The sequence below is a fragment of the Caballeronia sp. LZ016 genome (assembly GCF_031450805.1).
Lineage (GTDB): Bacteria > Pseudomonadota > Gammaproteobacteria > Burkholderiales > Burkholderiaceae > Caballeronia.
The window spans coordinates 2,417,641-2,440,698 of the sequence record NZ_JARTVY010000001.1 but is presented as its reverse complement, the minus strand read 5'-3'; the positions used below and the strand labels follow the sequence as shown (position 1 = coordinate 2,440,698).

Sequence of the window (23,058 nt, the reverse complement as noted above, 5' to 3'; positions counted from 1 at the left end):
AGGGCGGCGAAAGCCGCCCTTATTGTTTCCGATGCGTTTTTCAGGCAATGCCGCATGATGCTACAGACCGTGCTGCGCGTCGCGAGCTGGGATCAGCTCGAGCGCGTCTGGGAGTTCATCGTCGGCTTCTTCAAGTTTCTCTGGGCGCTGCTCCGCTTTCTGGGCGGCGGGTGAATCGCTGGCCGAAATGACGAAGGCCCCGTAGGAACGGGGCCTTGATCGATACGACGCGATCAGGAATCGCGCCAGTTGTCGTCGTTGCTGCCGAGGTCGATGCCTCCGCCGCTATTGTCGTTCCAGTCGTTCGAGCCGTTGCCGAAGTCGAGGCCGCCGCCGCCCGCGTCGCCAAGCCCGTTGTTGCCGAAGTCGAAGCCGCCGCTGCCGCCGTCGTTGCGATGTTCGACGGGGACTTCGCGCTCGATCACACGGTCGCGCCCATGCGAGAGCGCTTGGCCCAGCAACACGCCGGTCAGAAGCCCGCCCATGCCGCCGCCGAACCCGCCGCCGCCCTGCTGGATGATGACGGGCGGCTGTTGCCCCTGCTGTGGATAGGGCGCTTGTCCCTGTTGCGGATACGGCTGCTGCTGATAGCGCCCGAAACGCTCGGCTTCCTGCGCATACGGCGATTGTCCCGGCGAACCTGCCTGAGCGGCGTTCGGATCGGGCCGGCCTTCCGCGCGCGCCTTCAGACTTTCCATCTGATTCTCGAGATCCTCGATCGCATACGGCGGCACTGGATTCTTCGAGTTCGACAGCGCTTCGACCATCTCGCGCAGCTGCGTTTCCGTGCCTTCGACATCCCGCAGCAGCGCTTCGTGGCCGGGCGCCGTGGACAGCTTCACATCGAGCTTCAGGGTACGCACGTCGTTCAGCAGTTCGGTCGCGCGCTTCAGTTGCGCGCGGCGGTCGTCCGTGGCGCGGCCGTCGTCGCGGGCGCGGGCGCGTCGCAGGCCCCAGCGCAAGACGAGCGCAATCGCCGCGACAAGGACGACGAGGCCGATCCACATACCCATCGACGGGCCATGCGATCGAGGCGCCGCCGCCTGTCCCGGGTTGAAGGGATTCTGCGTGACCCAGCCATTCGAGCTGCGATTCGTTGCGGTACCGGCGTTCGTGCTCGCGCGGCTCGCGTCGTTGCGGATGCGCGCCTCGGTCGACGCGAACCGCGACGGATCCGTGAACTTGATCGAAGGATCGAGCGAGCGGGCCTGCTGCAGGTGCGAGAGGGCATCGCTATAGCGGCCTTCGCGGTCGAGAACCTGCGCGTAGAGGTAATGCGCGTGGGCGTTGTTCGGATGCGCCTGAAGCACTTCGCTTAGTTGCGCATCGGCTTGCCGCCAGTTGCCCTGCGTCATCGATTGCTCGACCTGCTGCGCCGTCGGCACCGCGAACGCAAGCGGCGACGCGACGGACAGCGCGATGGACATCGATAAGGCCAGAGCCGTCAGTGTTTTTTTCATGAGCGGGCCGGACGCGATAAACGCCCGTCTCCATTGTCGACCGGAGCTTCGAGCTCCGGTCTCATGCGAATTGCCGGATACCGGGCCGACGCAAGGCGGATGCCCGGCGCGGCAAGAGGCATCGTTACTGCGCCGGCGTGTTCAACTGCTTCTTCAACGCTTCCAGACGGTCTTCGACGGATGGCCCGCGGTTGAGCGCGGCGAGCTTGTCGTCGAGCGCCTTGCCGGACTTCTGGTCAGCGGAATTGAGGCGCGCGTCCGAGCGGGCGTTCGCAAGCTGCACCTTGTCTTCGAGCTTCTGGAAGTCCTCGGACAGATTCTTTCCGCCGATGCCGCCGAGCGCCGTCGCCGCCGTGTCCTTCGCTTGCGCGATCTGCTGCTTCGCTTGCAGGATGTTCGAGCGCGCGTTGAGGTCGTTGCGGCGCTGACGCATATCCGCAATCTGCTGCTTGAGATGATCGACCGAGGGCACGAGGGTCAGCAGTTCGGCGGCGAGTGCATCCCGTTCCGTCTCGGCATTGGCTTGCGCGGCAAGCGCTTCGCGTGCGAGGGCTTCGTCGCCGGCCTGCAAGGCGCGCTTCGCGCCGTCTTCGTACTTCTTCGCCTTGTCGGCGGCGGCGTCGCGCTTGCTTTGCTGCGTGGCGACCTGCGCCTCGATCTCGATGAGCGAGTTCTCCGCCTTGCCGATGCTGTCGTCGAGTTCGCGCACGATCTGCCGCGCGTCTCGCGACGGGTCCTGCATGGTGTCGGCGGCGTCGTTCAGAAGGCCCTTGACGGTGCGCGAGATGGAATCGAAAAGCGACATGTATTTCTCCTTGATGGAACCGCTGCATGCGTTGCGCATATGCGCGCATGAACTGTTGTCCGCGCGTCGAATGTGAGGGGGCGTCGAGCGGTTTGCAAGCCTCGTGCGTGTCACGTTCGTGCGCGGGTTTACCCCGTCTATTAGAGCACGCCGCGACTTAATGTGGACTTAAGCAACGTTAAGGAGTGTAACGGCGCGTGAAGGCGCGCGAGCGCATGCCGCGAAGGAAAGGCGGCACGAAAAGAGGCGCGATGATGTCAGTGGCCGGCGCGTCCGTCGCCGGTCAGCGACGCGTCTTCGCTAGCAGGTTCCGCATCGGCGGGAAGCACGGGTTGCGGTGTCGGCGAACCCGTCACGATCTGCGTACTCGCCGCGCGCCGGTTTGCGTTCGCGGCTTCGCGCGCTTCGCGGGCCGCGGCTTTCGCGGCGACGCTGCGCAGCGCGATATGGAGAGGATCGGGCGTCTTCGGCGCGCGCAGGCGATCGACGATGCCTGCGGCCTTGATCTGCTCGCTCGTCGCATTGAAGTTAAGCACCGCGCGCCGCATCAGCTCGCTCACGCTGACGCCGAGATCGTCCGCAGTCTTGCTGATAGCGAGCTTCTGCGCGGGGGTCACGAATACAACGATGCGTTCGGTTGGCTTGGTCGTCATGAGCAGCTCGCAGACAGTAAGGCGATTGCAAACATAGCAAACGCGGTCCTGATTATCGAAACAGCGTCACTTCATTATTGCGATCGTTCGCCGGCGAAACGACGGGAAAACGAGCATCCATCATATCGGTTCGGCGCGTCAGTGTGCGTGCACGCAGTCCCGCTTTCGCCGTCACTCGCTTCGAACTGGACAGCGCTTGAGCGTGCAGGGAAAACCGCGCCCGATCAATGGCTTGCCTATTTTCTCATAAGGTTGTCCACAAGGCTCTCAACACTTTCTGTGGGTAACCGCGCGTTTTCCCTGAGCCGCGCGAATCGGCTGACCGGCGGCATTTACTTACAAAAAAATGCGGTGCGTTTTGTAGCAGCGTGGCCGAATTCTTTAAAATGCGCTGTTACCCACGGTCGATACCGGCCCGCTCATCCGCTCGTCTCGTCTTTGCCGCGTCCGCGTACATGCGCTCGCCGGCGCCTCGATCAGCGACGCAGCGCGCGCTTCTACGCGCGCGGAACCATCCCTGTCATGCCTATCATCAAACGTCCCGACTCTTCGAAAACATCGCGATACGACCGCGAGCCTCGCTGGAACGACTCACGCAACGACTCACGCGACGATGGCGGCGGCAACGGCCGCAAAGACCGCAATAACCGCAATAACCGCAATGGCGGCGGCGGACGCGACGGCCGTGGCGGGCGCGGACGCTCTCCATTCGCACGCATCGCAATGTGGTTCGCGGGGCTCGCGGCGATCGCCGCAGTGGTCGGCGCGCTGATCGTCGGGTATGCGCTCGTCGTGATGGAGCCCAACCTGCCGTCGCTCAACGCGCTCATCGACTATCGGCCGAAGGTGCCGCTGCGCGTCTATACGGCCGATCACGTGCTGATCGGCGAATTCGGCGAAGAGCGGCGCAGCCTCGTGCGCTTCCAGGACATTCCTGATCAGATGAAGAAAGCGGTGCTCGCGATCGAGGACTATCGCTTCTACGATCACGGCGGCGTCGATTTCATCGGCATTCTTCGGGCGGGCGTGACGGATCTGATGCACGGCGGCGCATCGCAGGGCGCAAGCACGATCACCATGCAGGTGGCGCGCAACTTCTTCCTGTCGAGCGAAAAGACTTACACGCGCAAGATCTACGAAATGCTGCTCGCGTACAAGATCGAGCGCGCGCTCACGAAAGATCAGATTCTCGAGCTGTACATGAACCAGATCTATCTCGGCGAGCGTGCGTACGGCTTCTCTGCTGCGGCGCGCGTGTACTTCGGCAAGGACCTGAAGGACATCACGCTCGCGGAATCCGCGATGCTCGCCGGCCTGCCGAAAGCGCCGTCGGCCTATAACCCGGTGGTGAACCCGAAGCGCGCGAAAGTGCGTCAGCAGTACATTCTCAAACGCATGCTGGACCTCAACTTCATCACGCGCGATCAGTACGATCAGGCCATCGCCGAAGAGCTGCACACGAAGTCGTCCGGAACGGAATACGGCGTGCATGCCGAGTACGTCGCGGAAATGGTGCGGCAGATGATGTACGCGCAGTACAAGGAAGAGACATACACGCGCGGCCTCACCGTCACGACGACCATCAGTTCCGCCGATCAGGACGCCGCTTATCGCGCCGTGCGCAAGGGCGTGATGGATTACGAGCGCCGTCACGGCTATCGCGGGCCGGAAGGGCATATCGATTTGCCGTCGGCATCGGATGATCGCGCCGAGTCGATCGAAGATGCGCTCGTCGATCATCCGGACAACGGCGATCTCGTCGCGGCGGTAGTCACGTCGGTGACGCCGAAGCAGGTGACGGCGCAGTTCGTCGGCGGCGAGACGGCGACGATCTCCGGCGACGCCCTGCGCTTCGTCGCGGCGGCGCTGCGCAGCAATGCGTCGAAGGCGCTTGCGATCAAGCCGGGTTCCATCGTTCGCCTGACGAAGGATGCGAAGGGCAACTGGCAGATCACGCAGTTGCCGCAAGTGGAGGGCGCGCTCGTTTCGATGACGCCGCAGGACGGCGCGATTCGCGCGCTCGTCGGCGGCTTCGACTTCAACAAGAACAAGTTCAATCACGTCACGCAGGCGTGGCGTCAGCCGGGCTCGAGCTTCAAGCCGTTCATCTATTCGGCGGCGCTCGACAAGGGGCTCGGACCCGCGACCATCATCAACGATGCGCCGCTGTATTTCCCCGCGCCGGCGGGCGGCGAGCCGTGGGAGCCGAAGGACGACGACCAGCCCGACGGCCCGATGTCGATGCGCACCGGCTTGCAGAAATCGAAGAACCTCGTGTCGATCCGCATCCTTTCGTATATCGGCACGAGCTACGCGCAGGACTTCGTCACGCAGAAATTCGGCTTCGACAAGGACAAGACGCCGCCGTATCTGCCGCTCGCGCTCGGTGCAGGACTCGTCACGCCGCTGCAGTTGAGCGGGGCGTATTCGGTGTTCGCGAACGGCGGCTATCGCATCAATCCGTATCTGATCGCGCAGATCGCGGATGCGCGCGGCACGGTGATTTCTCGCGCCGATCCGCTGACCGCGGGGAGCAATGCGCCGCAGACGCTCGAGCCGCGCAACGCGTATGTGATGAACAGCCTGCTGCATACGGTGGCGACGTCGGGCACCGGCTCCGGCACCAACGTGCTCAAGCGCAACGATCTGCAGGGCAAGACCGGCACGACCAATGACGCGAAGGACGGCTGGTTCGCGGGCTATCAGCGTCAGCTCGTGGCGGTGGCGTGGATGGGCTACGACCAGCCGAAGTCGCTCGGCAGCAAGGAGTTCGGCGCGCAGCTCGCGTTGCCGATCTGGGTCGAGTACATGGGACGCGCGCTGCGTGGCATCCCGCAGCAGCAGATGCCGATGCCCGACGGCATCGCGACTGTCGACGGCGAACTCTTCTTCGCCGACCGTACGCCGGGCGCGGGCTTCGTCGCGAGCATCGGCCTCGACAACAGCAATCCGATGGCCGGCGATTCCACCACGGCGGGCGGCGTCGGCCCGGCCGGCATGCAGGCGCCGCCGGTGCCGCAAGTCACCACCGACGAGCGCCGGCAGATCATGGACATGTTCAACAGGCCGTGAGGTAACGGCTTCGTCGAACGCATGAAAAAGCGCGCCGGGCGTCTGACGACTCCCGGCGCGCTTCGTTTTCCGAACGCTTCTGCGGCGGCGTTACTTGCCGACCGTCGCCGCCGATTTCACCGCGCAATCGACCTTGACCGTGCTCTTGTCGGCGAACGTGAGGGTGAGCGGAATCGTCGCGCCGACCTGCACCGCCTTGCCCGGCTCTTCGAGCATCAGGTGATAGCCCTTCGGCGCGAACGCGAGCGTGCCGTGCGCGGGGACATCGACGGTTTCGACCGCGGACATCGTCGCCGTGCCGCCCTTGTTTTCCGACTTGTGCATCATCGTCATGCCGAACGCGGGGGTGTCGGCGGCGCTGAGCGTCGCGGGCTTGTCGCCGTTGTTCGCGACCACGAAGTATCCCGACGACGGCAGATTCGGCGGCATCGCACGGACCCAGCAGTCGCGCGCTTCGAGCGTGGCCGCGTGCGCGGCGGAGAGGAACGGCGCGAAGGACGCACACACGAGCGCGCCCAACAGTACAGCGGTTTTTTTCATTGCGGCCTCACTTGACCGTGAAGTTGTAGTGACCTTGCGTGCGATGTCCGTCGGCGGCGACCGCCGTCCACTGCACGTTATAAACGCCCGGCGGCAGATCGCCCAGTGCGACGCTCATGTGTTTTTTGTCGTTCGTATCGACGACGGACTTCGCGGTATTGACTTGCGTGCCTTGCGCGTTGGTGACGAGCATGGAGCTGAACGTCGGTTCGAGCGCTTCGCCGAATACGATCGACACCTCGTGGGGCGCGCTGACCGTTGCGCCGGGGCCGGGTTGCTGCAGCTTGGGAAGCGCGTGAGCGAATGCGACTTGTGCCGACGCGATGAGCGCGAACGCGAGCATGCCGCGCAAGCCGGATTGGATCGTCATGGTGTTGTCCTTGGTGATGCCTGATTAGCTTGTAAGAGAAACAGCAGGTCAGGCGAGGGCGGGCGGTGCGCGCGGTTGGGCATCGTCGAAGCGGACGCGATGCATGGTGCCGGCGCGTTCTATCGCAGGGAATGAGTCGCGCGGCAAGCGCAATGACGCGAGCGCGACATGAGGCGCCGGCGGCGTCGGAGCATGCGCGATGAAGTCGCAGTAGCCGCAGGCTTCGAGTTGGGTGAGGGCGTGGTCATCGGCGTGCGATGGCGCTTCCGCCCGCGAGTCTCCCGACGCGCAGACGGAAGCGAACTGCGCATCGACGCGCTGTGCGTTCAGCCATTGCGATGCGGCGGGCGCGAAGGAGAGCAGCAGCATCGCACACAGGGCCACGATCCCCCCGACTCTCCCGATTTTTCCCCGACGCAAAGCCTGCATGCCGCGTTCTTGTACCGATGATGATGGTGAATTGATAGCCGTCGATTATGCCACGCACGCTTCGGACGCCTTTGCGACCGAGTGGCCGAAAACGCGCGGCTTGTTTGTTAGGCAAAAGCGCGAATGTTCAACTAATCATTGCGCTTGATAGAACGATGCCCTATAATCTTTTCTTCGACGGACGCGGGGTGGAGCAGTCTGGCAGCTCGTCGGGCTCATAACCCGAAGGTCGTAGGTTCAAATCCTACCCCCGCAACCACTAGCAGAACCGGAAAGCCCGTCGCATCATCAAACCCGCCTCTGAGCGGGTTTTTTGTTTTTGCGCGACACGCTGCCGATCCGGGCATCATCCGATCCAACTCACGCAAGGAAAGACGATGGACCTTCCACACGATCTTCAAGCCATCGCGCAGCAGGAGAACACGCTCGTGTTCCCGCAGTTCCACGCCGATCACGCCTGGCAATTGGGATCGCAATTGCGCGAGATGGCGCTTGCGCGCGATGCAGCCGTGGCGATCGACGTGCGCACCTTCGGCCATCGCCTGTTCTTCGCCGCACTCGATGGCGCTACGCCCGACAATGCGCGTTGGGCCGAGCGTAAATCGAAAACGGTCGAGCACTTCCGCCGCAGTTCATATGCCATCGGACTGACGCTCCAGCAAAGCGGCGCCACGCTCGCCGACAAATACGGCCTCGATCCTGTTCACTATGCCGCGCATGGCGGGGCGTTTCCGATTCGCGTCGCGAATGCGGGCGTGATCGGATCGGTCGCGGTGTCGGGACTGCCGCAGCGGAAAGATCACGAGATGGTCGTCGAGGCGTTGTGCGCCGTCCTCGGACACAGCTTCGCGTCGCTCGAGCTCGATCGTCACTAGAAGGCGGCGTCGCTTGGGGCAGGCGTCGCCAGCCTACTTGCAGCGAATGATCATCGAACGATTCTTCACGTTCGCCGATATCACGTTGCTGATGCCGCCGCCCGTGGGCCCGCCTTCTTCGTTGTCCTTCGACACGATGTCGTAACCCGTCGCGCCGCACGCCTTGCCGGCAAGCACATAGCAGCTTGCCCAGCTCGATCCGGCGTCCGCGCCGCTGCAATTGACGGCGTAGCCGGTCTGCCCATCGGGCAGATTGATGAGCGAAGCATCATTCGACGACGCGCAGGCGCCCAGCCCCGCCATCGCTAACGCCGCCGCGCCGAACATGGACGCGCGCAGCCATGAAACGTCGCGCATATCGCGCGGCATCGAAACCGTATTCGCAGTAGCGGAGAGCCGGCTCTTTCGCCGATCGGATCCCTTCATCTGTACCTCTTGAGTTCTGACTGCGCGATGCCGAGTCCGCGCCGCGCGTCTTTTTGAGATCCGCATTGTCCCATACGCCGGCGACGCGACGCGGGCGCGCCCCTTGCGAGTCGTCGATCACGAGGCGCGAGCTCGATCCAGCATTGACGTGCCGTGAACTATTTGCCGGATCGCGCGCCTTATTCGATTCGTAATCGGTTCGATTTGCAGTCGCCTCGTGCTGTACGGAGCGACGCGAGCACACGACCAGGCAAGGAGGCAACAGCAATGGCGGAAAGAGTCACGGGACCGTACCGGAGCTATTACATCAGCGCATCGGCGCGACTCGTGCACGCGCACGAGGGCAAGGACGGTCAGGCGGGCGCGGGCATCTACGTCGGTTCGGTGAGCCTCGGGCAGGGCGGTCCCGACAACGCGCGCCACTTCGAGGCGCTCGTCGACCTCGGCCCCGAGCGGCGCTTCGCCACCGAGGAGGAAGCACTCGCGCACGTCGAACAGGCGGCGCGCGATTACATCGACCGGTTGCTGCAATCGACATGATGCGAGCCATCCATCTTCGCCACGCCGTGCTTTACGATATCGCGCACTGCCTCGTCGATCTGTTTCCGAGCAGTGCGGATATCGCCGAGATCGGCACGGACACGACACCTGCGCTGTTCGTCAGCTGGCGCACGGGCGGCGTGGCGAATCATGCGGGCAATATCGCGTGGGGCGTACATTACCGCTTCAACCCGCGCGTGCTGCGCGACTATCCGCATCTGCCGAACGATGCACGCGAGCGAGTATGCCAGCGCGTGCGCGAAATGAGCCGTCACCTCGATTTCAATTACGCCGATCCGCGCGCGAGCTCACTGCTCGTCGTCGACATCGACGACGACGTGCTCGACGCCTGAGTCGCGCGTGCGCGATGGCGCGCGCTGGACCTGCCGGCGCATCGGCGAGTACCATGGTCGCCCTGAACGTCATGCGCGCGCGAGTCCGCTTGCCGCAGCGACACCGAGCGGAAAGACGTTTCTGCAACGAGACAATCATGGACATTCGTTTCCTTCCCGACGCGCCGGATTATCGCGATTCCAATCTCACGATCGAGTTCGCCGCGCTGGTCGACGGCCGGCGCGTGCCGTGCGCCATTTCTGTCGAAGCGCTCGAAGATCACTTTGGCGCACAGACGTACGACAGCGCCGGCTGGATCGGCGCGTTCGATGCGGGGCGCGCGCGCATCGAGGAAGTCGCGCGAGAACACTTGCGCGTGACGAACGGCATGCCCGTGCTTCTTAAAAGCGGGCATTTTCCGCCGGGACGCGTGACGGTGGAGTAGTGCTGCGGTGACAGGCGAGTGACATGAGCGCCTCTTACCCTCTTACACGCATGCGGTGTAAGAGCTTCCAGCGGCGGCGGTCTCCTTTCGCGCGCTCGCGCCTCGGAGTAACATGACAACGATTCTGCCGCGTGCGATGCGATTCGCTCGGCATATTACTTGCTCGGGAGCACTCGCTCTACAGAGCATCCATTATAAAAATCGCTCGGGGTCGTCATGCTTCACTCTTTTCTTCATTCGCTCGTCGAGTCCAATGCACTGTGGCTCATCTGGGCGGCCGTCGGTGTCCTGATTCTTGGCTTCTGCATCGTGTTCGCTTCGGTCGTGCTGGGCGACTCGGACGAGCCGCTTTATCGTGCGGCTTCGGCAACACGCAGGGACGACGACGGACCGATGATCGTCTGAGCGGCGGCGTCTTGCGCGGCATCGCCGCCCGTTTTCAAAATTGACGTGGAAAGTAACGGTGCCGACAATGCCTCGCATAGGTCCGGATGAAGAGCGGACACGGCAATTGCGCCAGCACAAGCAACGGCAGCGCGACGCGCTGCGTGAGCGCATACTCGAAGTCTCGCGCGGCATCGTGAGGAGCGAGGGACTCGCGTCGCTCTCCATGCGCAAGCTGGCCGATGCGATCGACTACTCGCCGGCGGCGCTCTATCTTCATTTCAGGAGCCGCGGCGAGATCGCGCGAGCGTTGCGCGAGGAAGGACATGCGCAACTGCGCGCGGCCTTTGCTCCGCACGCGACGCTTGCTGATCCCGCCGCGCGCCTGAGAGCGATGGGTCGCGCGTATGTCGAGTTCAGCATGGCGGAGCCGGAGATGTATCGGCTGATGTTCATGGAACCCGCCGATGCAGCGGGCGCTGCCGACACCGCGATGCTGTCGGTTTTCGCGGATGCGTTTGCCGCGCTGAAGGCCGTCGCGCCGCTTGCGTGCGCGCAGGCGTTGTGGGCGAACCTGCATGGCATCGTCGCGCTGGAACTGACAGGCGCGACGCCGCCAGCGACGCCGGTGGCGGCGCTCGTCGAACTGTCGCTCGATGCATGGCTCGCCGCTGGCTCCGGGCGCGCCGCTGGCTCTGGTGATTGACCGAAAGAACGTTCCGACTCTCAACACGATGACCACTGAAGACATCCGTATCGACACCGCCAACGGCATCGGCTTCATTGCGCTCGATCGTCCGAAGGCGCTCAACGCGCTGACGCCGCCGATGCTGCGCGCGATCAGCGAAGCGCTGCGGGCCTGGCGTCACGATCAGGCCATCCGCGCCGTCATGATTTACAGCCCGCATGCGCGCGCGTTCTGCGCGGGCGGCGACATCCGCTTTCTATACGACGCGGCGAAGGCGGGCGACCGCGATGCGATCGACGCGTTCTTCATCGACGAATACAAGCTCAACCACGCGATCTTCACGTTTCCGAAGCCGTATGTCGCGGTCGTCGGCGGCGTCGTGATGGGCGGCGGCATGGGCATCTCGCAGGGCGCGCATCATACGGGCGGGCTGCGCATCGTCACGCAGTCCACGAAGATGGCGATGCCCGAGACGCGCATCGGCCTGTTCCCGGATGTCGGCGTGAGCTGGTTCCTGGCGCGTGCGCCGGGCGCGATCGGCCGCTATCTCGCGGCGACGGGCGCGAGCATGGGCGCGGCCGATGCGCTCTATGCCCGCATGGCCGACGCCTATCTCGACGATGGCGCGCTGCCCGGGCTGATCGAATCGCTGCGGCACCAGCGTTTTCTGGATGGCGTGGACATCATGCGTTTCATCGAGAACGAGACGACGAAGTACAAGGTCTCGCCGATTCCCGACGCCAGCGCGCTGGCGGAAGCCCGACCGCTCATCGACAAGTGTTTCGCGGCGGGCAACGGCGCGGCGATTCTGGCGTCGCTGGAACGCGAAGCCGACGCGTCGGGAAGCAAGTGGGCGCGCAGCACGGCGGCGCAGTTGCGCGAACGCTCGCCGCTGTCCGTCGATGTATCGCTTCAGCAGGTGGATCGGGCGCGCTTCTCGACGATGGCCGAGACGCTGCGCCGCGACCTCGATCTCACGCGCTCGGTCTTCGAGCGCGGCGACGTGGTGGAGGGAATACGCGCGCGTATCGTCGACAAGGACGATCAGCCGGCATGGAAGGTCAGGCGCGCCGAGGATGTCGAGCCGAAAGACGTCGAGCACATGTTCGACAGCGCGTGGTCGCCGGCGACGCACCCGCTGCGGCTGCTCAAGGACTGACGGTCGTTGCACTCGCGCGTGAGGCGCCTAGTGCGCCTCGCCGCGTCCCATGAATGCGCGCATGAAGACGAGCGCGCCCCAGCCCCAGATGGCGTTCGCGATGAAGCTCGGCGCGAGGCGCGGCAGCATGTTGCCGGCCGGCCAGATGCCGCGGGCCGGATCGATCACGAAGGCGCTCACCGCCGTCAGCACGATGCCGCCGAACACGAGCGCGCCGATCCACGGTGCGCGGTTGTCGGGCGCGACGCGCAGCAGCCACGCCATCAGGACGGCGAAGACGGCGCTCCACAACGCATGCGCGATGAACTCGGGGATGCCGAGCGGCAGGAACGGCGCGGTGGAGAAGCCGGTTGCATCGATGAGTCCGGCTGCGTGCAGCAGCGCGTATGTCGATTCACGAAAGAAGAGGGCGGCGAGAAAGCCTGAGACGAACGGCAGAATGAGTTTTTGCATTGGCTGGACCGCAGGCGGGCGAGACGGCGGCTCGCTCGGTTATCGTGACGAGCGCCATTATAGGGGCGGGCGTTGAGCAGCCGGCCGATGCATGACCACATTGGAAGCGCCGGAAAGCAAAAAGCCCAGTCTTCGACTGGGCTTTTTGCCTGAGATCTTGGGGTGGCTGATGGGACTCGAACCCACGACGACAGGAATCACAATCCTGGACTCTACCAACTGAGCTACAGCCACCACTGACAGCAGTTTTACTGCCTTCTCGCTTCAGCAGAATTGCCTTGCCGATCGAGAAGCGAGATTATACGAACTGAGTTTCCGCTTGCCTAGCCCTTTCGAGCATTTTTTTGCGATCCGTGCTTGCCGGCATGCTTCACGCCTCGATCGCTTCGACGCCATCGCGCAAGTGGCCGCGCGCTTCATCGAAGATGCCGAGGTCGCCCTTCGCGAGTCTCTTGCTGTCCGACAACACGCGCCGCCATCCGCGCGCACCCGCTTCGCCGCGATACAAGCCGAGCGCATGACGTGTCACCGCGCCGAGATACGTGCCGCGGGCGAGCTCCGCACGCGCATACTCGATCAGCCCCGCCTCGATGTCCTCCCGCGTCGGAACCGGCGACGTAGCGCCATAGAAGCGCTTATCGACTTCAGCCAGGACGAAAGGATTGTGATATGCCTCGCGCCCGAGCATCACGCCATCGACATGCTTCAGGTGCTCTTCGACTTCATCCAGCGTCTTGATGCCGCCGTTGATCGAAATTTCCAGATGCGGAAAATCCCGCTTCAGCCGGTACGCATATTCATACTTGAGCGGCGGAATCTCGCGATTCTCCTTCGGACTGAGGCCCTTCAGGATGGCGTTGCGCGCATGGACGATGAACACCTCGCACCCCGCATCCGCCACCGTGCCGACGAAATCGCGCACGAACGCGTAGTCCTCGACTGCATCGACGCCAATGCGGTGCTTGACGGTCACCGGAATGGAAACGGCATCGCGCATCGCCTTCACGCAGTCGGCGACGAGCTGCGGTTCCTTCATCAGGCACGCGCCGAATGCGCCGCGCTGCACGCGCTCGGACGGGCATCCGCAATTCAGGTTGATTTCGTCGTAGCCCCACTGCTCGCCGAGCTTCGCGCTTCTGGCGAGATCGTCGGGCTCGCTGCCGCCGAGTTGCAGCGCGACAGGCGCTTCGTCCGGCGTGAAGGCAAGATGCCGCGCGACATCGCCGTACAGCAGCGCGCCGGTCGTCACCATCTCTGTGTACAGCCACGCATGGCGCGAGACGAGCCGATGCAACGACCGGCAATGGCGATCCGTCCAGTCCATCATCGGGGCAACGGACACGCGGCGGGGGCTGATCTGGGGAACGGCGGACATGGCGATGAGACGAACGGCGTCGAATGGCGGCGAATCCACGATTTTAACGCAGAGGGACAATCACGTTTGCGCCGCCCGGGACGCGAATCTTTCGGACAAACGCCTGTCACATCAGAACGATGGCGTTCGAACGGAGGCGACCATGGCAAAGCAACTGATCGCGGCAGGCGCGCTTTTCTGCGCCGCGCTCGCCGCACAGGCACAACACACGCAGGCCGCGCGCCCCGACGACAACGCGTCGATGGTCAAGCCGCCCGACGCGCCGGGGTCGCCCGCAGCGAGCGCGACGCGCCCGCACAACCCCGACAACATGCCCGTCAAGCGCCCGAACCCGCCGCCGAACAGCGACCGCATGCTGCACAACAGTCCCGCGAGCGACGCCATCGCGAAGTAAGCCGATGGGCAAGTGCGCCACGGCACGATGCACCGTGCTAGCATCGTCAGAGCACCACCCCCGAACGACGACCATGGAGGCAGCTATGGCTACTTTGGCGATCGACGGCGTGCGCTGGGTCAACGACCGTGTGACCAACGTGCGCTGGGGCAGTTTCGATTCCGCCAGGAACGAATGGGCGGCTCCCACCAGCATCGTGGATGTCCGGCAAGTCGTGGACGCCATCAAAAGCGGCAAGGAAGTCCGCACGCTGTTCACTCTCGGCGGCCGAACGTTTCTCGGACCCAAGGTCAGCGCGTTGCCCTACGCGAACGGCCACGTCGGCATCGAGGCGCGCGTGCAGGACGGGCAGATCGAGAAATCGCTCGAAGACCTGCCGCCCGTCTGATCGCATCCGGCTCGGGCGCAGCGGAGAACATGCATTGAATCGGGAACAGGCGCTCAGGTTCGAAGCCGAACTCATGCCGCGCATCGTCGAATGCGTCGCGCGGCAGATCGGCCGTGGGCTGCGTATCGACATCGTTCCGTACGAACATCCTTTTGCACCGACGCGGCTGCACGTCAGTGCGCCGCCGCATGACAACGGCGAGCGGGCGCGTCAATATCCGTTCGATCTGAGCGTGTTCCTCACCTGGGACGAGGACGAAATCGAGCGCCTGCTGCGCCCCGGCGGCGAAGCGCGCTTTCAACGGTATCTGGATTCGCTCGGCGCGAAGTTCGCCGCATGGCAAGGCGCGCGCGAAGTCGATTTCGTCACGCGCTCGCAAGCGGAGCCGTCGGTGTTGCTCGGCGGACTCGACTTCGAACCCTGACGGCAGCGCATTCAAGAATGGGAGATCGTGATGGCATCGTCGAATGAAGGCAGGCTCCGCGCGTTCGTGCAGACGGCGGAACAGGCAGGCGGCTTCGTGTGGGTGCTCGCGCTCGTCGATTTCGAGGCGCAGGAGGTCAAGCGCGCGATGGTGTCGGAAGAAAACTTCGCCACCGCCGACGCCGCACGCGACGCCGGCAACGATCGTCTCAAGGCGATGGCGAACGATCGCTGACGCAGGAGCGGCGACGCTTTTCAATTGGCGACGCACGGCGCTGCGCGGTGCGTGGAGCGATCTTTTGCGCGACGACCGGCCGTATATTCTCAGGAACGATGAGCGACAACGACAAAGAAGCCGCCCGGCAGGCCCGCTATCGCCGGTACGAATCCGCCGGCGAAGCATCGATTCGCGCCGATCTCGAGGAAGCCTCGCACGCCGATCCCGAAGCGGCCAGCAAACGCGCCTGGCTGCGCGACAAGGATACCGAGCGCCAGAACGAACAGTTCCGGGCGATGTTCGCGTCGGTTTCATCCGCGAACGATGCGGCGCAGCTTGCCCGCGAATCGGCGCTCGCTTCCCGCCGCTCGGCCTTCTGGACGATGATCGCGGCGCTCGCGGCGACGGCCGGCGTCATCGTCAACGCGGCGATCGCGCTCGGATGGCTAGACTGGCTGAAACGGTGAGGCAGTCAGAACGTCCACCACGAGCGCACGCTCGGCTCGCCGTCGAGCGCGCGCAGGAAGTCGTCGGCGAACGCATCGCTCGCGGCTTTCCATTCCGGCGTGCCGGCCGGGAGATCGTTCGGGTTCTTGAGGCCGCGCGCATGGCGGATGACGGCGACCGCTTCGCTCACGGCGGCGATCGATTCCAGACTTTGCATGTTCATACCGTGGTTTACGGCACGCAACGCGCAAGATTTAGCGCCGCGTCTCGTTCGCCTTGCCATGCCCCGACACGAGCGCCCCCGCGTCTTTCGGCAGCCTCAGCAGGTCGATCACGGCGGCGAGACCCACGAACCCCACGATCAGAAATGCGACGCTGAAATCCTCCGGTGCGATGGACTGCGCATCGTGCCCGTGCAGCCACTCGCCGATGCGCAGCGCAATCGCGCCGACCGCGACGCCGACGCCCATCGTCATCTGAAAGAGCGTGCTCGATAGCGCCGACGCGCCGCTCATCTGTGCCTTCGGCACGTCGGCGAAACTGAGCGTATTCAGCGCCGTGAACTGCAACGAGCGCGACAGGCCACTCGCGAACAGCACCACGACGATGACGAACGTAGGCGTCGATGGCGCCAGCAGGCTCATCGCGGCGAGCGAAAGGGCGGCGATCACGCCGTTGACGATCAGCACCGGACGAAAGCCGAAGCGCCGCATCACCGGCGTGGTGACGACCTTCATGGACAGGTTGCCCGCGAATACCGCCAGCGTCAGCAGGCCCGAATCGAACGCGTTCATGCCGAAGCCGACCTGAAACATCAGCGGCAGCAGAAAAGGCGCGGCGCTGATGACGATGCGAAACAGCGAGCCGCCGCCCATCGCCACGGCGAAGGTCTGGATGCGAAGCGCCGCCAGATCGACGACCGGCTGCTCCGTGCGCCGCAGATGCCGCCACGACGCGACGCCCGCCACGCCGCCCACGGCGACGAGCGCGCCCACGAGCGGCCACGACGCATCGTTGCGGCCGACGAGTTCCATCGCATAGAGCAGCGTCACGCAGGCGATGCCGCACAGCACGAAGCCGACGAAATCGAAGCGGCGCTTTGCATCTTCACGCACGTTGTCGACGAAGCGCCAGGTCAGCAACAAGCCGATCAGACCGAGCGGCACGTTCAGATAGAAGATCCATCGCCAGGAGGAATACGTCGTGATGAAGCCGCCGAGCGGCGGCCCGATGACCGGCGCGACGAGTCCCGGCCAGGTGATGATCGCGATGGCGCGCATCAGCCCGTCCTTCGGCGTCGCGCGCAGCACGGCCAGTCGTCCGACCGGCACCATCATCGCTCCGCCGATGCCCTGCAGCACGCGCGCCGCGGCGAACGCGGGCAGCGTCGATGTCGTCGCGCACAGCACCGACGCCGCCGTGAACACGGCAATCGCGCTGCCGAACACGGTGCGCAGGCCGAAGCGGTCGGCGGCCCATCCGCTGATCGGGATGAACACGGCGAGCGTGAGCAGATACGCCGTGATGCCGAGGCTCATGTCGGCGGGATGCACGCCGAACGAATGCGCCATCTGCGGCAGCGCGGTCGCGATGATCGTGCCGTCGAGGTTCTCCATGAAGAACGTCGCAGCGACCAGCATGACGATGATCGAGGCGCCTCGTTTCGCGTGTTCGGGTCCGCTGGAGGCAGTGGAAGAGGACATCGGCAGGATTGTTCGAAGGTTGGAAAGCGCGGTGCGTGAATTCTAGCCGTGGAAGCAGACGTCGCGCGCCTATGGTAGTTTCTGCGGTTGGTCGGCATGGTCCGCCGTGGACAGTTCGCCGGCAGGCGTCAACAGCAGGCTTCAATACAAGGAAACCAAACGATGAAGTATCGGAAACTGGGCGATTCGGGCGTCGACGTCAGTCTGATCGGGCTCGGCACGATGACCTGGGGCGAGCAGAACACGGAAAGCGAAGCGCACGAGCAGATCGACTACGCGCTCGCGCAAGGCGTGAACCTGATCGATGCGGCCGAAATGTACCCGGTGCCGCCGCGCCCTGAAACGCAGGGGCGCACCGAGGAATACATCGGCACGTGGCTCGCGAAAAACGCGGGCAAGCGCGGCGATATCGTGCTCGCGACGAAGATCGCGGGGCCGGCGCGACAGCCGCACAATCCGCGTCACATTCGCGGCGCGGGCAACCAGTTCGATCGCAAGAACATCAACGAGGCGATCGACAGCAGCCTCGCGCGCCTGCAGACGGATTACGTCGATCTGTATCAGCTGCACTGGCCCGACCGCAGCACGATGACCTTCGGCCGCGGCGCGTATCCGTACATCGACGACGAATACACCGTGCCCATCGAGGAAACGCTCGCCGCGCTCGGCGATCTCGTGAAGGCAGGCAAGATCCGCTACGTGGGCGTGTCGAACGAAACGCCGTGGGGCGTCGCGCAATTCCTGCGCGCGGCGGAGAAGGCGGGGCTTCCGCGTATCGTCAGCATTCAGAATCCCTACAGTCTCGTGAACCGCACATACGAACTGGGGCTGTCCGAATTCACGCACAAGGAAGGCGTCGGGCTGCTCGCGTATTCGCCGCTCGCTTTCGGCTGGCTGTCGGGGAAGTACGAAGGCGGCGCGCGTCCGGCGGGCGCGCGCATCACGCTGTTCGAGCGATTCCAGCGCTACAGCAAGCCGCAGGCGATCGCCGCGACCACGTCTTACGTCGAACTCGCGAAGCGCCACGGCCTGACGCCGACGCAACTCGCGCTCGCCTTCGTCAACACGCGTCCGTTCACGACGAGCACGCTGATCGGCGCGACGTCGATGGCGCAGTTGCAGGAGAATGTCGCGAGCGTGGACATCGAACTGTCCGATGAGATCCTCGCGGAAATCGAGGCCTTGCACGAGCGTCAGCCGAACCCCGCGCCGTAACGCCGCAACGCGGTTCGAGTGATCGGGCCGCGGATGTGTCAGCATTGATGCATGAACCGGGCGCTTCGTCACCGCGACGCCGCCCGGCCGAATCACCGGACGCACGCGCCTCGCGTGTGCGTCTGCCGAATGCGAAAGCCGCGCCTGTTCGCGCGCTTTCTGTCTTACTCGCGTGCGATGCCGCTTGCCAGGGCACCGCACTTGCTCGATGGTTCTGGTTGCCCGCTGCGGCGCCTCTCGCCACAGCGCGCTCTTCGAGAAAGGAGTCGTCGCTCATGTCGCAAGTCACGCAGCAGTCCCAGGATCTGGATCGCCTCACAATCGACACGATCCGCACGCTGTCGATGGACGCCGTGCAGAAAGCCAATTCCGGCCACCCCGGCACGCCGATGGCGCTCGCGCCCGTCGCGTTCCATCTCTGGCAGAACCACCTTCGCTACGACCCGGATGCGCCGCTATGGCCGAATCGCGACCGCTTCGTGCTGTCCGTCGGCCACGCGTCGATGCTGCTGTATTCGCTCCTGCATCTCGCGGGCGTGAAAGAGGTCGATGAAAACGGCAAGCCGACCGGCAAGCCCGCCGTCTCCATCGACGATATCCGGCAGTTCCGCCAGCTCGACAGCAAGACGCCGGGCCACCCCGAGTTCCGCATGACGACCGGCGTCGAAACCACGACCGGTCCGCTCGGCCAGGGTCTTGGCAACAGCGTCGGCATGGCGATGGCCGCGCGCTGGAAGGAAACGCACTTCAACAAGCCCGACACGGCGCTTTTCGATTACCGCGTCTACGCGCTATGCGGCGACGGCGACATGATGGAAGGCGTTTCGCACGAGGCGGCTTCGCTTGCGGGGCATCTGCAACTGTCGAACCTCATCTGGATCTACGACAGCAACCGCGTGACGATCGAAGGCCACACGGACCTCGCGTATAGCGACGACGTCGAGGCCCGCTTTCGCGGCTACAACTGGAACACGCTCCATGTCGACGACGCCAACGACGCGTCCGCGCTCGAAGCCGCGTTCAACCAAGCGAAGGCGTCGACGGACAAGCCGACGCTGATCGTGGTGAAGAGCATCATCGGCTGGGGCGCGCCGAACAAGCAGGACACCGCGGGCGCGCACGGCGAGCCGCTCGGCGACGCGGAAATCAAGCTCGCGAAGAAGTTCTACGGCTGGCCGGAAGACGCGCAGTTTCTCGTCCCGGACGGCGTGATGCAGCACTTCGCCAATGGCATGGGCGCGCGCGGCAAGGCGGCGCACGCCGAATGGAAGCAGCGTTTCGACGCCTACGAAAAGGCCAATCCGGAACTCGCGAAAGAAGCCTGGCTGATGCTCGAGAACAAGCTCCCGGAAGGCTGGGACGCCGACATTCCCACGTTCGAGCCGGACGAAAAGGGCATCGCGACGCGCGAATCGTCGGGCAAGGTGCTGAACGCGATCGCCCGGCGCATTCCGTGGATGATCGGCGGGGCGGCGGACCTCGCGCCATCGACGAAAACGAATCTCAAGTTCGAAGGCGCGGGCAGCTTCGAGCACGACAACTACGGCGGGCGCAATCTGCACTTCGGCATCCGTGAGCACGGCATGGGCGCGGTCGCCAACGGACTCGCGCTGTCAGGGGTGCGGCCGTTCGCATCGACGTTCCTGATTTTCAGCGACTACATGAAGCCGCCGATCCGTCTCTCGGCGATCATGGAAGTGCCGGTGATCTACGTGTTCACGCACGATTCGATCGGCGTCGGCGAAGACGGTCCGACGCATCAGCCGATCGAGCAGCTCGCGTCGCTGCGCGGCGTGCCCGGTCTCACGACGCTGCGCCCCGCCGATGCGAACGAGGTGAGCGAAGCGTGGCGCGTGGCGCTGTCGCATAACAAGGAGCCGTCGTGCATCGTCGTGACGCGTCAGCCGCTGCCGACCTTCGACCGCACGAAGTACGCGTCGGCCGAAGGCGTGCGGCGCGGCGCGTACGTCCTCGCCGACGCCGCCGATGGCAAGAAGCCCGAAGTGCTGCTGCTCGCCACCGGCAGCGAAGTTTCGCTGTGCATCGAGGCGTATGAGAAGCTGAAGGGCGAAGGCATCGCGGCGCGCGTCGTGTCGATGCCATCGTGGGATATCTTCGAGAAGCAGGACGAGGCGTACAAGGAATCCGTGCTCCCGTCGGACGTGAATGCCCGCGTGGCGGTCGAGCAGGCGGCGACGCTCGGCTGGGACCGCTACACGGGGCGTCTCGGCGCGCAGATCGTGATGCATACGTTCGGTGCGTCCGCGCCGCTCAAGGCGCTCAAGACCAAGTTCGGCTTCACGCTCGAAGGCGTCTACGAAGCGGCGAAGAAGCAAATCGAGCGCGTGAAAGCCGACGCCAACGGCAAGGAGTGACCACACCATGCAGATCGGCATCGTTGGGCTGGGACGCATGGGCGGCAATATCGCCAGGCGGCTCTTGCGGGGCGGGCACGAATGCGTCGTCTACGATCACAATCCGCAGGCCACCGACGCGCTCGCAACGGAAGGCGCGACCGGTGCGAAGGACCTGGGCGATCTCGTCTCGAAGCTCGCCGCGCCGCGCGTCATCTGGCTCATGCTCCCCGCGGGCAAGATCACCGAGGACACGCTCACGGACCTCCACGAGATTCTTCACGCGGACGACGTGGTGATCGACGGCGGCAACAGCTTTTACAAGGACGATATCCGCCGCGCCGCGCAGTTCCGGGAGCAGGGCGTGCATTACGTCGATGTCGGCACGTCGGGCGGCGTGTGGGGCCTGACGCGCGGCTATTGCATGATGATCGGCGGCGATGAAGCCGTGGTCCGCCGGCTCGATCCGATTCTCGCGACGCTCGCGCCCGGACGCGGGGACATCCCGGAAACGCCGGGCCGCGAAGGACGCGATCCGCGCGTCGAGAACGGCTACATGCATTGCGGCGCCGTCGGGTCCGGCCATTTCGTGAAGATGGTGCATAACGGCATCGAGTACGGGCTGATGCAGGCGTACGCGGAGGGCTTTCACATCCTGAAGCACAAGGAGTCGGCCGAGTTGCCGGAGAACGAGCGATACACCCTCGATCTCGCCGATATCGCGGAAGTGTGGCGGCGCGGCAGTGTCGTGTCGTCATGGCTGCTCGATCTCACGGCGGGCGCGCTCGCCAGCGACGACGGACTCGAGCGGTTCTCGACGGAAGTGGCCGACAGCGGCGAAGGGCGCTGGACGATCGAAGCGGCGATCGAGGAAGCGGTGCCGGCGCAAGTGCTGTCCGCGGCGCTCTACACGCGCTTTCGCTCGCGCGACGCCGACCTGTTCCCCGAGCGCATGTTGTCCGCGATGCGCTTCGGCTTCGGCGGACACAAGGAGTTTCCGGTGAAGTGAGCGCCTGCGTTACGGTGCGTCACGGCAAACGGCGATGACTTCATCGCCGTTTTTCATTTCATGATGCGCCGCCTGAAAAGCCACGCGCACGCGAAAAACGGCAGCACCGAATAGGCGATCAGCACGCCCAGGTGCAGCGCGACGCCATCGGGCGCGCGTCCGAGCATCGCGGGACGAATCAGTTCGACTGCGTGAAAGAGCGGCAGCGCCTGCGTCGCGTGCTGCGCGAGCGCCGGCAGTTGCGTCACCGGAAAGAACACGCCGGAGAGCAGCAGCATCGGCGTGAGCGCAAGCGTCTGATAGAACATGAAGAAGTCGTAGCTCGGCGCGATGGCGGTGACGATCATCGCGGTGCTCGCGAACGCCAGTCCTGTCAGCACGATCACCGGCACCGCGAGCAGCATCGACGGAAAATTCGCATAGCCGAGCACGCCCGCGACCACCATGATCGCCACGCCCGAAAGCACCGACTTGCTCGCGGCCCACACGATCTCGCCCAGCACGATATCGCCGAGCGTGAGCGGCGTGTGCATGATTGCTTCCCAGGTGCGCTGAACCTGCATCCGCGAGAAGCCCGAGTACATCGCTTCGAAGCTCGCGGACATCATCACGCTCGAGGCCACCGTGCCCGCTGCGAGAAACGCGATATACGACACGCCGTCGACTCGCCCGACCATCAGCCCGAGACCGAGCCCGAGGCCGAAGAGATAGATCATCGGATCGGCGAGATTGCCGATCATCGACGCCACCGCGAGCTTCTTCCAGACGAGGTAGTTGCGCCGCCACACCGCTATCCAGTGCGTCGCGTTGGCGGGCAGGGCGCTCGAAAGCGGCGTCAGGTGGCCGGCCTGCTCACGGAGATTGCCGGCGCGTACACCGGACTGGTCGAAAGTGTCCATTG

Annotated in this window: 28 protein-coding genes and 2 tRNA genes; 17 read left to right on the top strand and 13 right to left on the bottom strand. The window is 64.6% G+C overall.

Annotated elements, in window-relative coordinates:
• Positions 1 to 233: 233 nt before the first annotated feature.
• The 3 genes from P9220_RS11605 to P9220_RS11595 all read right to left on the bottom strand — a co-directional run bounded on the left by P9220_RS11605 (position 234) and on the right by P9220_RS11595 (position 2,918).
• On the bottom strand, positions 234 to 1,460 hold the full coding sequence (locus P9220_RS11605; RefSeq protein ID WP_309764978.1) for a tetratricopeptide repeat protein: 1,227 nt from the start codon (positions 1,458 to 1,460) through the stop codon (positions 234 to 236).
• Positions 1,461 to 1,584: 124 nt separating this feature from the next.
• Positions 1,585 to 2,265 carry a PspA/IM30 family protein gene (locus tag P9220_RS11600; protein ID WP_309764977.1) on the bottom strand — a complete coding sequence of 227 codons (681 nt, stop codon included), beginning with the start codon at positions 2,263 to 2,265 and terminating at the stop codon, positions 1,585 to 1,587.
• Positions 2,266 to 2,522: 257 nt separating this feature from the next.
• Positions 2,523 to 2,918, bottom strand: a complete 396-nt coding sequence (locus P9220_RS11595; RefSeq protein ID WP_309764976.1) for a plasmid mobilization protein — start codon at positions 2,916 to 2,918, stop codon at positions 2,523 to 2,525.
• Between the two features lie 522 nt (positions 2,919 to 3,440).
• Here P9220_RS11595 and P9220_RS11590 point away from each other — a divergent pair.
• A complete protein-coding gene (locus tag P9220_RS11590) occupies positions 3,441 to 5,990 on the top strand; it encodes a penicillin-binding protein 1A (RefSeq protein ID WP_309764975.1) in 2,550 nt (849 codons plus the stop codon).
• 90 nt (positions 5,991 to 6,080) lie between these two features.
• Here P9220_RS11590 and P9220_RS11585 read toward each other — a convergent pair whose 3' ends face one another.
• From P9220_RS11585 to P9220_RS11575, 3 genes are read right to left on the bottom strand one after another with little or no spacing between them, the layout of a single operon-like run.
• Complete coding sequence (locus P9220_RS11585; protein ID WP_309764974.1) at positions 6,081 to 6,530, bottom strand: copper chaperone PCu(A)C; 450 nt, start codon at positions 6,528 to 6,530, stop codon at positions 6,081 to 6,083.
• Between the two features lie 7 nt (positions 6,531 to 6,537).
• Positions 6,538 to 6,900: a copper resistance protein CopC gene (locus tag P9220_RS11580; RefSeq protein ID WP_309764973.1), complete on the bottom strand. Its 363-nt coding sequence runs from the start codon at positions 6,898 to 6,900 to the stop codon at positions 6,538 to 6,540.
• A 48-nt stretch (positions 6,901 to 6,948) separates the two neighbouring features.
• Positions 6,949 to 7,329 (bottom strand): DUF2946 domain-containing protein, encoded by a 381-nt coding sequence (locus tag P9220_RS11575; protein ID WP_309764972.1) that lies wholly within the window; start codon positions 7,327 to 7,329, stop codon positions 6,949 to 6,951.
• 182 nt (positions 7,330 to 7,511) lie between these two features.
• Between P9220_RS11575 and P9220_RS11570 the strand changes: the two genes are divergently transcribed.
• Both P9220_RS11570 and P9220_RS11565 read left to right on the top strand, forming a co-directional pair.
• Positions 7,512 to 7,588, top strand: a tRNA-Met gene (locus P9220_RS11570).
• A gap of 118 nt (positions 7,589 to 7,706) precedes the next feature.
• The gene (locus P9220_RS11565) at positions 7,707 to 8,204 is read left to right on the top strand and encodes a heme-degrading domain-containing protein (RefSeq protein WP_309764971.1); all 498 of its coding nucleotides are present in this window, start codon (positions 7,707 to 7,709) and stop codon (positions 8,202 to 8,204) included.
• A 33-nt stretch (positions 8,205 to 8,237) separates the two neighbouring features.
• Here the strand turns inward: P9220_RS11565 and P9220_RS11560 are convergent, their stop codons facing one another.
• A complete protein-coding gene (locus P9220_RS11560; protein WP_404980453.1) occupies positions 8,238 to 8,561 on the bottom strand; it encodes a hypothetical protein in 324 nt (107 codons plus the stop codon).
• Positions 8,562 to 8,897: 336 nt separating this feature from the next.
• On the opposite strand from P9220_RS11560, the gene P9220_RS11555 reads away from it, so the two are divergent.
• The 6 genes from P9220_RS11555 to P9220_RS11530 all read left to right on the top strand — a co-directional run bounded on the left by P9220_RS11555 (position 8,898) and on the right by P9220_RS11530 (position 12,179).
• Positions 8,898 to 9,170 (top strand): hypothetical protein, encoded by a 273-nt coding sequence (locus P9220_RS11555; RefSeq protein ID WP_309764970.1) that lies wholly within the window; start codon positions 8,898 to 8,900, stop codon positions 9,168 to 9,170.
• The gene (locus tag P9220_RS11550) at positions 9,167 to 9,523 is read left to right on the top strand and encodes a hypothetical protein (RefSeq protein WP_309764969.1); all 357 of its coding nucleotides are present in this window, start codon (positions 9,167 to 9,169) and stop codon (positions 9,521 to 9,523) included. The genes P9220_RS11555 and P9220_RS11550 overlap by 4 nt, the downstream gene beginning before the upstream one ends.
• 137 nt (positions 9,524 to 9,660) lie before the next feature.
• Positions 9,661 to 9,948 (top strand): DUF1488 domain-containing protein, encoded by a 288-nt coding sequence (locus tag P9220_RS11545; RefSeq protein ID WP_309764968.1) that lies wholly within the window; start codon positions 9,661 to 9,663, stop codon positions 9,946 to 9,948.
• A gap of 216 nt (positions 9,949 to 10,164) precedes the next feature.
• Positions 10,165 to 10,353: a hypothetical protein gene (locus tag P9220_RS11540; protein WP_309764967.1), complete on the top strand. Its 189-nt coding sequence runs from the start codon at positions 10,165 to 10,167 to the stop codon at positions 10,351 to 10,353.
• A 67-nt stretch (positions 10,354 to 10,420) separates the two neighbouring features.
• The gene (locus P9220_RS11535; RefSeq protein ID WP_309764966.1) at positions 10,421 to 11,038 is read left to right on the top strand and encodes a TetR/AcrR family transcriptional regulator; all 618 of its coding nucleotides are present in this window, start codon (positions 10,421 to 10,423) and stop codon (positions 11,036 to 11,038) included.
• 28 nt (positions 11,039 to 11,066) lie between these two features.
• The gene (locus P9220_RS11530) at positions 11,067 to 12,179 is read left to right on the top strand and encodes an enoyl-CoA hydratase/isomerase family protein (RefSeq protein WP_309764965.1); all 1,113 of its coding nucleotides are present in this window, start codon (positions 11,067 to 11,069) and stop codon (positions 12,177 to 12,179) included.
• A 27-nt stretch (positions 12,180 to 12,206) separates the two neighbouring features.
• Here P9220_RS11530 and P9220_RS11525 read toward each other — a convergent pair whose 3' ends face one another.
• The 3 genes from P9220_RS11525 to dusA form a co-directional block, all read right to left on the bottom strand.
• The gene (locus P9220_RS11525) at positions 12,207 to 12,632 is read right to left on the bottom strand and encodes a hypothetical protein (protein ID WP_309764964.1); all 426 of its coding nucleotides are present in this window, start codon (positions 12,630 to 12,632) and stop codon (positions 12,207 to 12,209) included.
• A gap of 158 nt (positions 12,633 to 12,790) precedes the next feature.
• Positions 12,791 to 12,866, bottom strand: a tRNA-His gene (locus P9220_RS11520).
• 136 nt (positions 12,867 to 13,002) lie between these two features.
• Complete coding sequence (dusA, locus tag P9220_RS11515) at positions 13,003 to 14,007, bottom strand: tRNA dihydrouridine(20/20a) synthase DusA (RefSeq protein WP_309764963.1); 1,005 nt, start codon at positions 14,005 to 14,007, stop codon at positions 13,003 to 13,005.
• Between the two features lie 142 nt (positions 14,008 to 14,149).
• Between dusA and P9220_RS11510 the strand changes: the two genes are divergently transcribed.
• The 5 genes from P9220_RS11510 (at position 14,150) to P9220_RS11490 (ending at position 15,896) form a co-directional block, all read left to right on the top strand.
• On the top strand, positions 14,150 to 14,401 hold the full coding sequence (locus tag P9220_RS11510; RefSeq protein WP_309764962.1) for a hypothetical protein: 252 nt from the start codon (positions 14,150 to 14,152) through the stop codon (positions 14,399 to 14,401).
• A gap of 85 nt (positions 14,402 to 14,486) precedes the next feature.
• Positions 14,487 to 14,789 carry a hypothetical protein gene (locus tag P9220_RS11505; protein ID WP_250451351.1) on the top strand — a complete coding sequence of 101 codons (303 nt, stop codon included), beginning with the start codon at positions 14,487 to 14,489 and terminating at the stop codon, positions 14,787 to 14,789.
• 34 nt (positions 14,790 to 14,823) lie between these two features.
• Positions 14,824 to 15,213 (top strand): DUF5594 family protein, encoded by a 390-nt coding sequence (locus P9220_RS11500; RefSeq protein WP_309764961.1) that lies wholly within the window; start codon positions 14,824 to 14,826, stop codon positions 15,211 to 15,213.
• A gap of 30 nt (positions 15,214 to 15,243) precedes the next feature.
• A complete protein-coding gene (locus tag P9220_RS11495) occupies positions 15,244 to 15,447 on the top strand; it encodes a hypothetical protein (RefSeq protein ID WP_309764960.1) in 204 nt (67 codons plus the stop codon).
• A gap of 98 nt (positions 15,448 to 15,545) precedes the next feature.
• Positions 15,546 to 15,896: a hypothetical protein gene (locus P9220_RS11490; protein ID WP_309764959.1), complete on the top strand. Its 351-nt coding sequence runs from the start codon at positions 15,546 to 15,548 to the stop codon at positions 15,894 to 15,896.
• A 5-nt stretch (positions 15,897 to 15,901) separates the two neighbouring features.
• Here P9220_RS11490 and P9220_RS11485 read toward each other — a convergent pair whose 3' ends face one another.
• Positions 15,902 to 16,093: a hypothetical protein gene (locus P9220_RS11485; protein ID WP_309764958.1), complete on the bottom strand. Its 192-nt coding sequence runs from the start codon at positions 16,091 to 16,093 to the stop codon at positions 15,902 to 15,904.
• Positions 16,094 to 16,130: 37 nt separating this feature from the next.
• On the bottom strand, positions 16,131 to 17,579 hold the full coding sequence (locus P9220_RS11480; RefSeq protein WP_309764957.1) for an MFS transporter: 1,449 nt from the start codon (positions 17,577 to 17,579) through the stop codon (positions 16,131 to 16,133).
• A gap of 162 nt (positions 17,580 to 17,741) precedes the next feature.
• Between P9220_RS11480 and P9220_RS11475 the strand changes: the two genes are divergently transcribed.
• From P9220_RS11475 to gnd, 3 genes are all read left to right on the top strand, one after another.
• Entirely contained in the window at positions 17,742 to 18,794 is a 1,053-nt protein-coding gene (locus tag P9220_RS11475) for an NADP(H)-dependent aldo-keto reductase (RefSeq protein WP_309764956.1), read from the top strand.
• 275 nt (positions 18,795 to 19,069) lie between these two features.
• Entirely contained in the window at positions 19,070 to 21,169 is a 2,100-nt protein-coding gene (gene tkt, locus P9220_RS11470; protein ID WP_309764955.1) for a transketolase, read from the top strand.
• Between the two features lie 7 nt (positions 21,170 to 21,176).
• On the top strand, positions 21,177 to 22,157 hold the full coding sequence (gene gnd / locus P9220_RS11465; RefSeq protein ID WP_309764953.1) for a phosphogluconate dehydrogenase (NAD(+)-dependent, decarboxylating): 981 nt from the start codon (positions 21,177 to 21,179) through the stop codon (positions 22,155 to 22,157).
• A 53-nt stretch (positions 22,158 to 22,210) separates the two neighbouring features.
• On the opposite strand, the gene P9220_RS11460 is transcribed toward gnd, so the two are convergent.
• Entirely contained in the window at positions 22,211 to 23,056 is an 846-nt protein-coding gene (locus P9220_RS11460; protein WP_309764952.1) for an ABC transporter permease, read from the bottom strand.
• Positions 23,057 to 23,058: the final 2 nt, after the last annotated feature.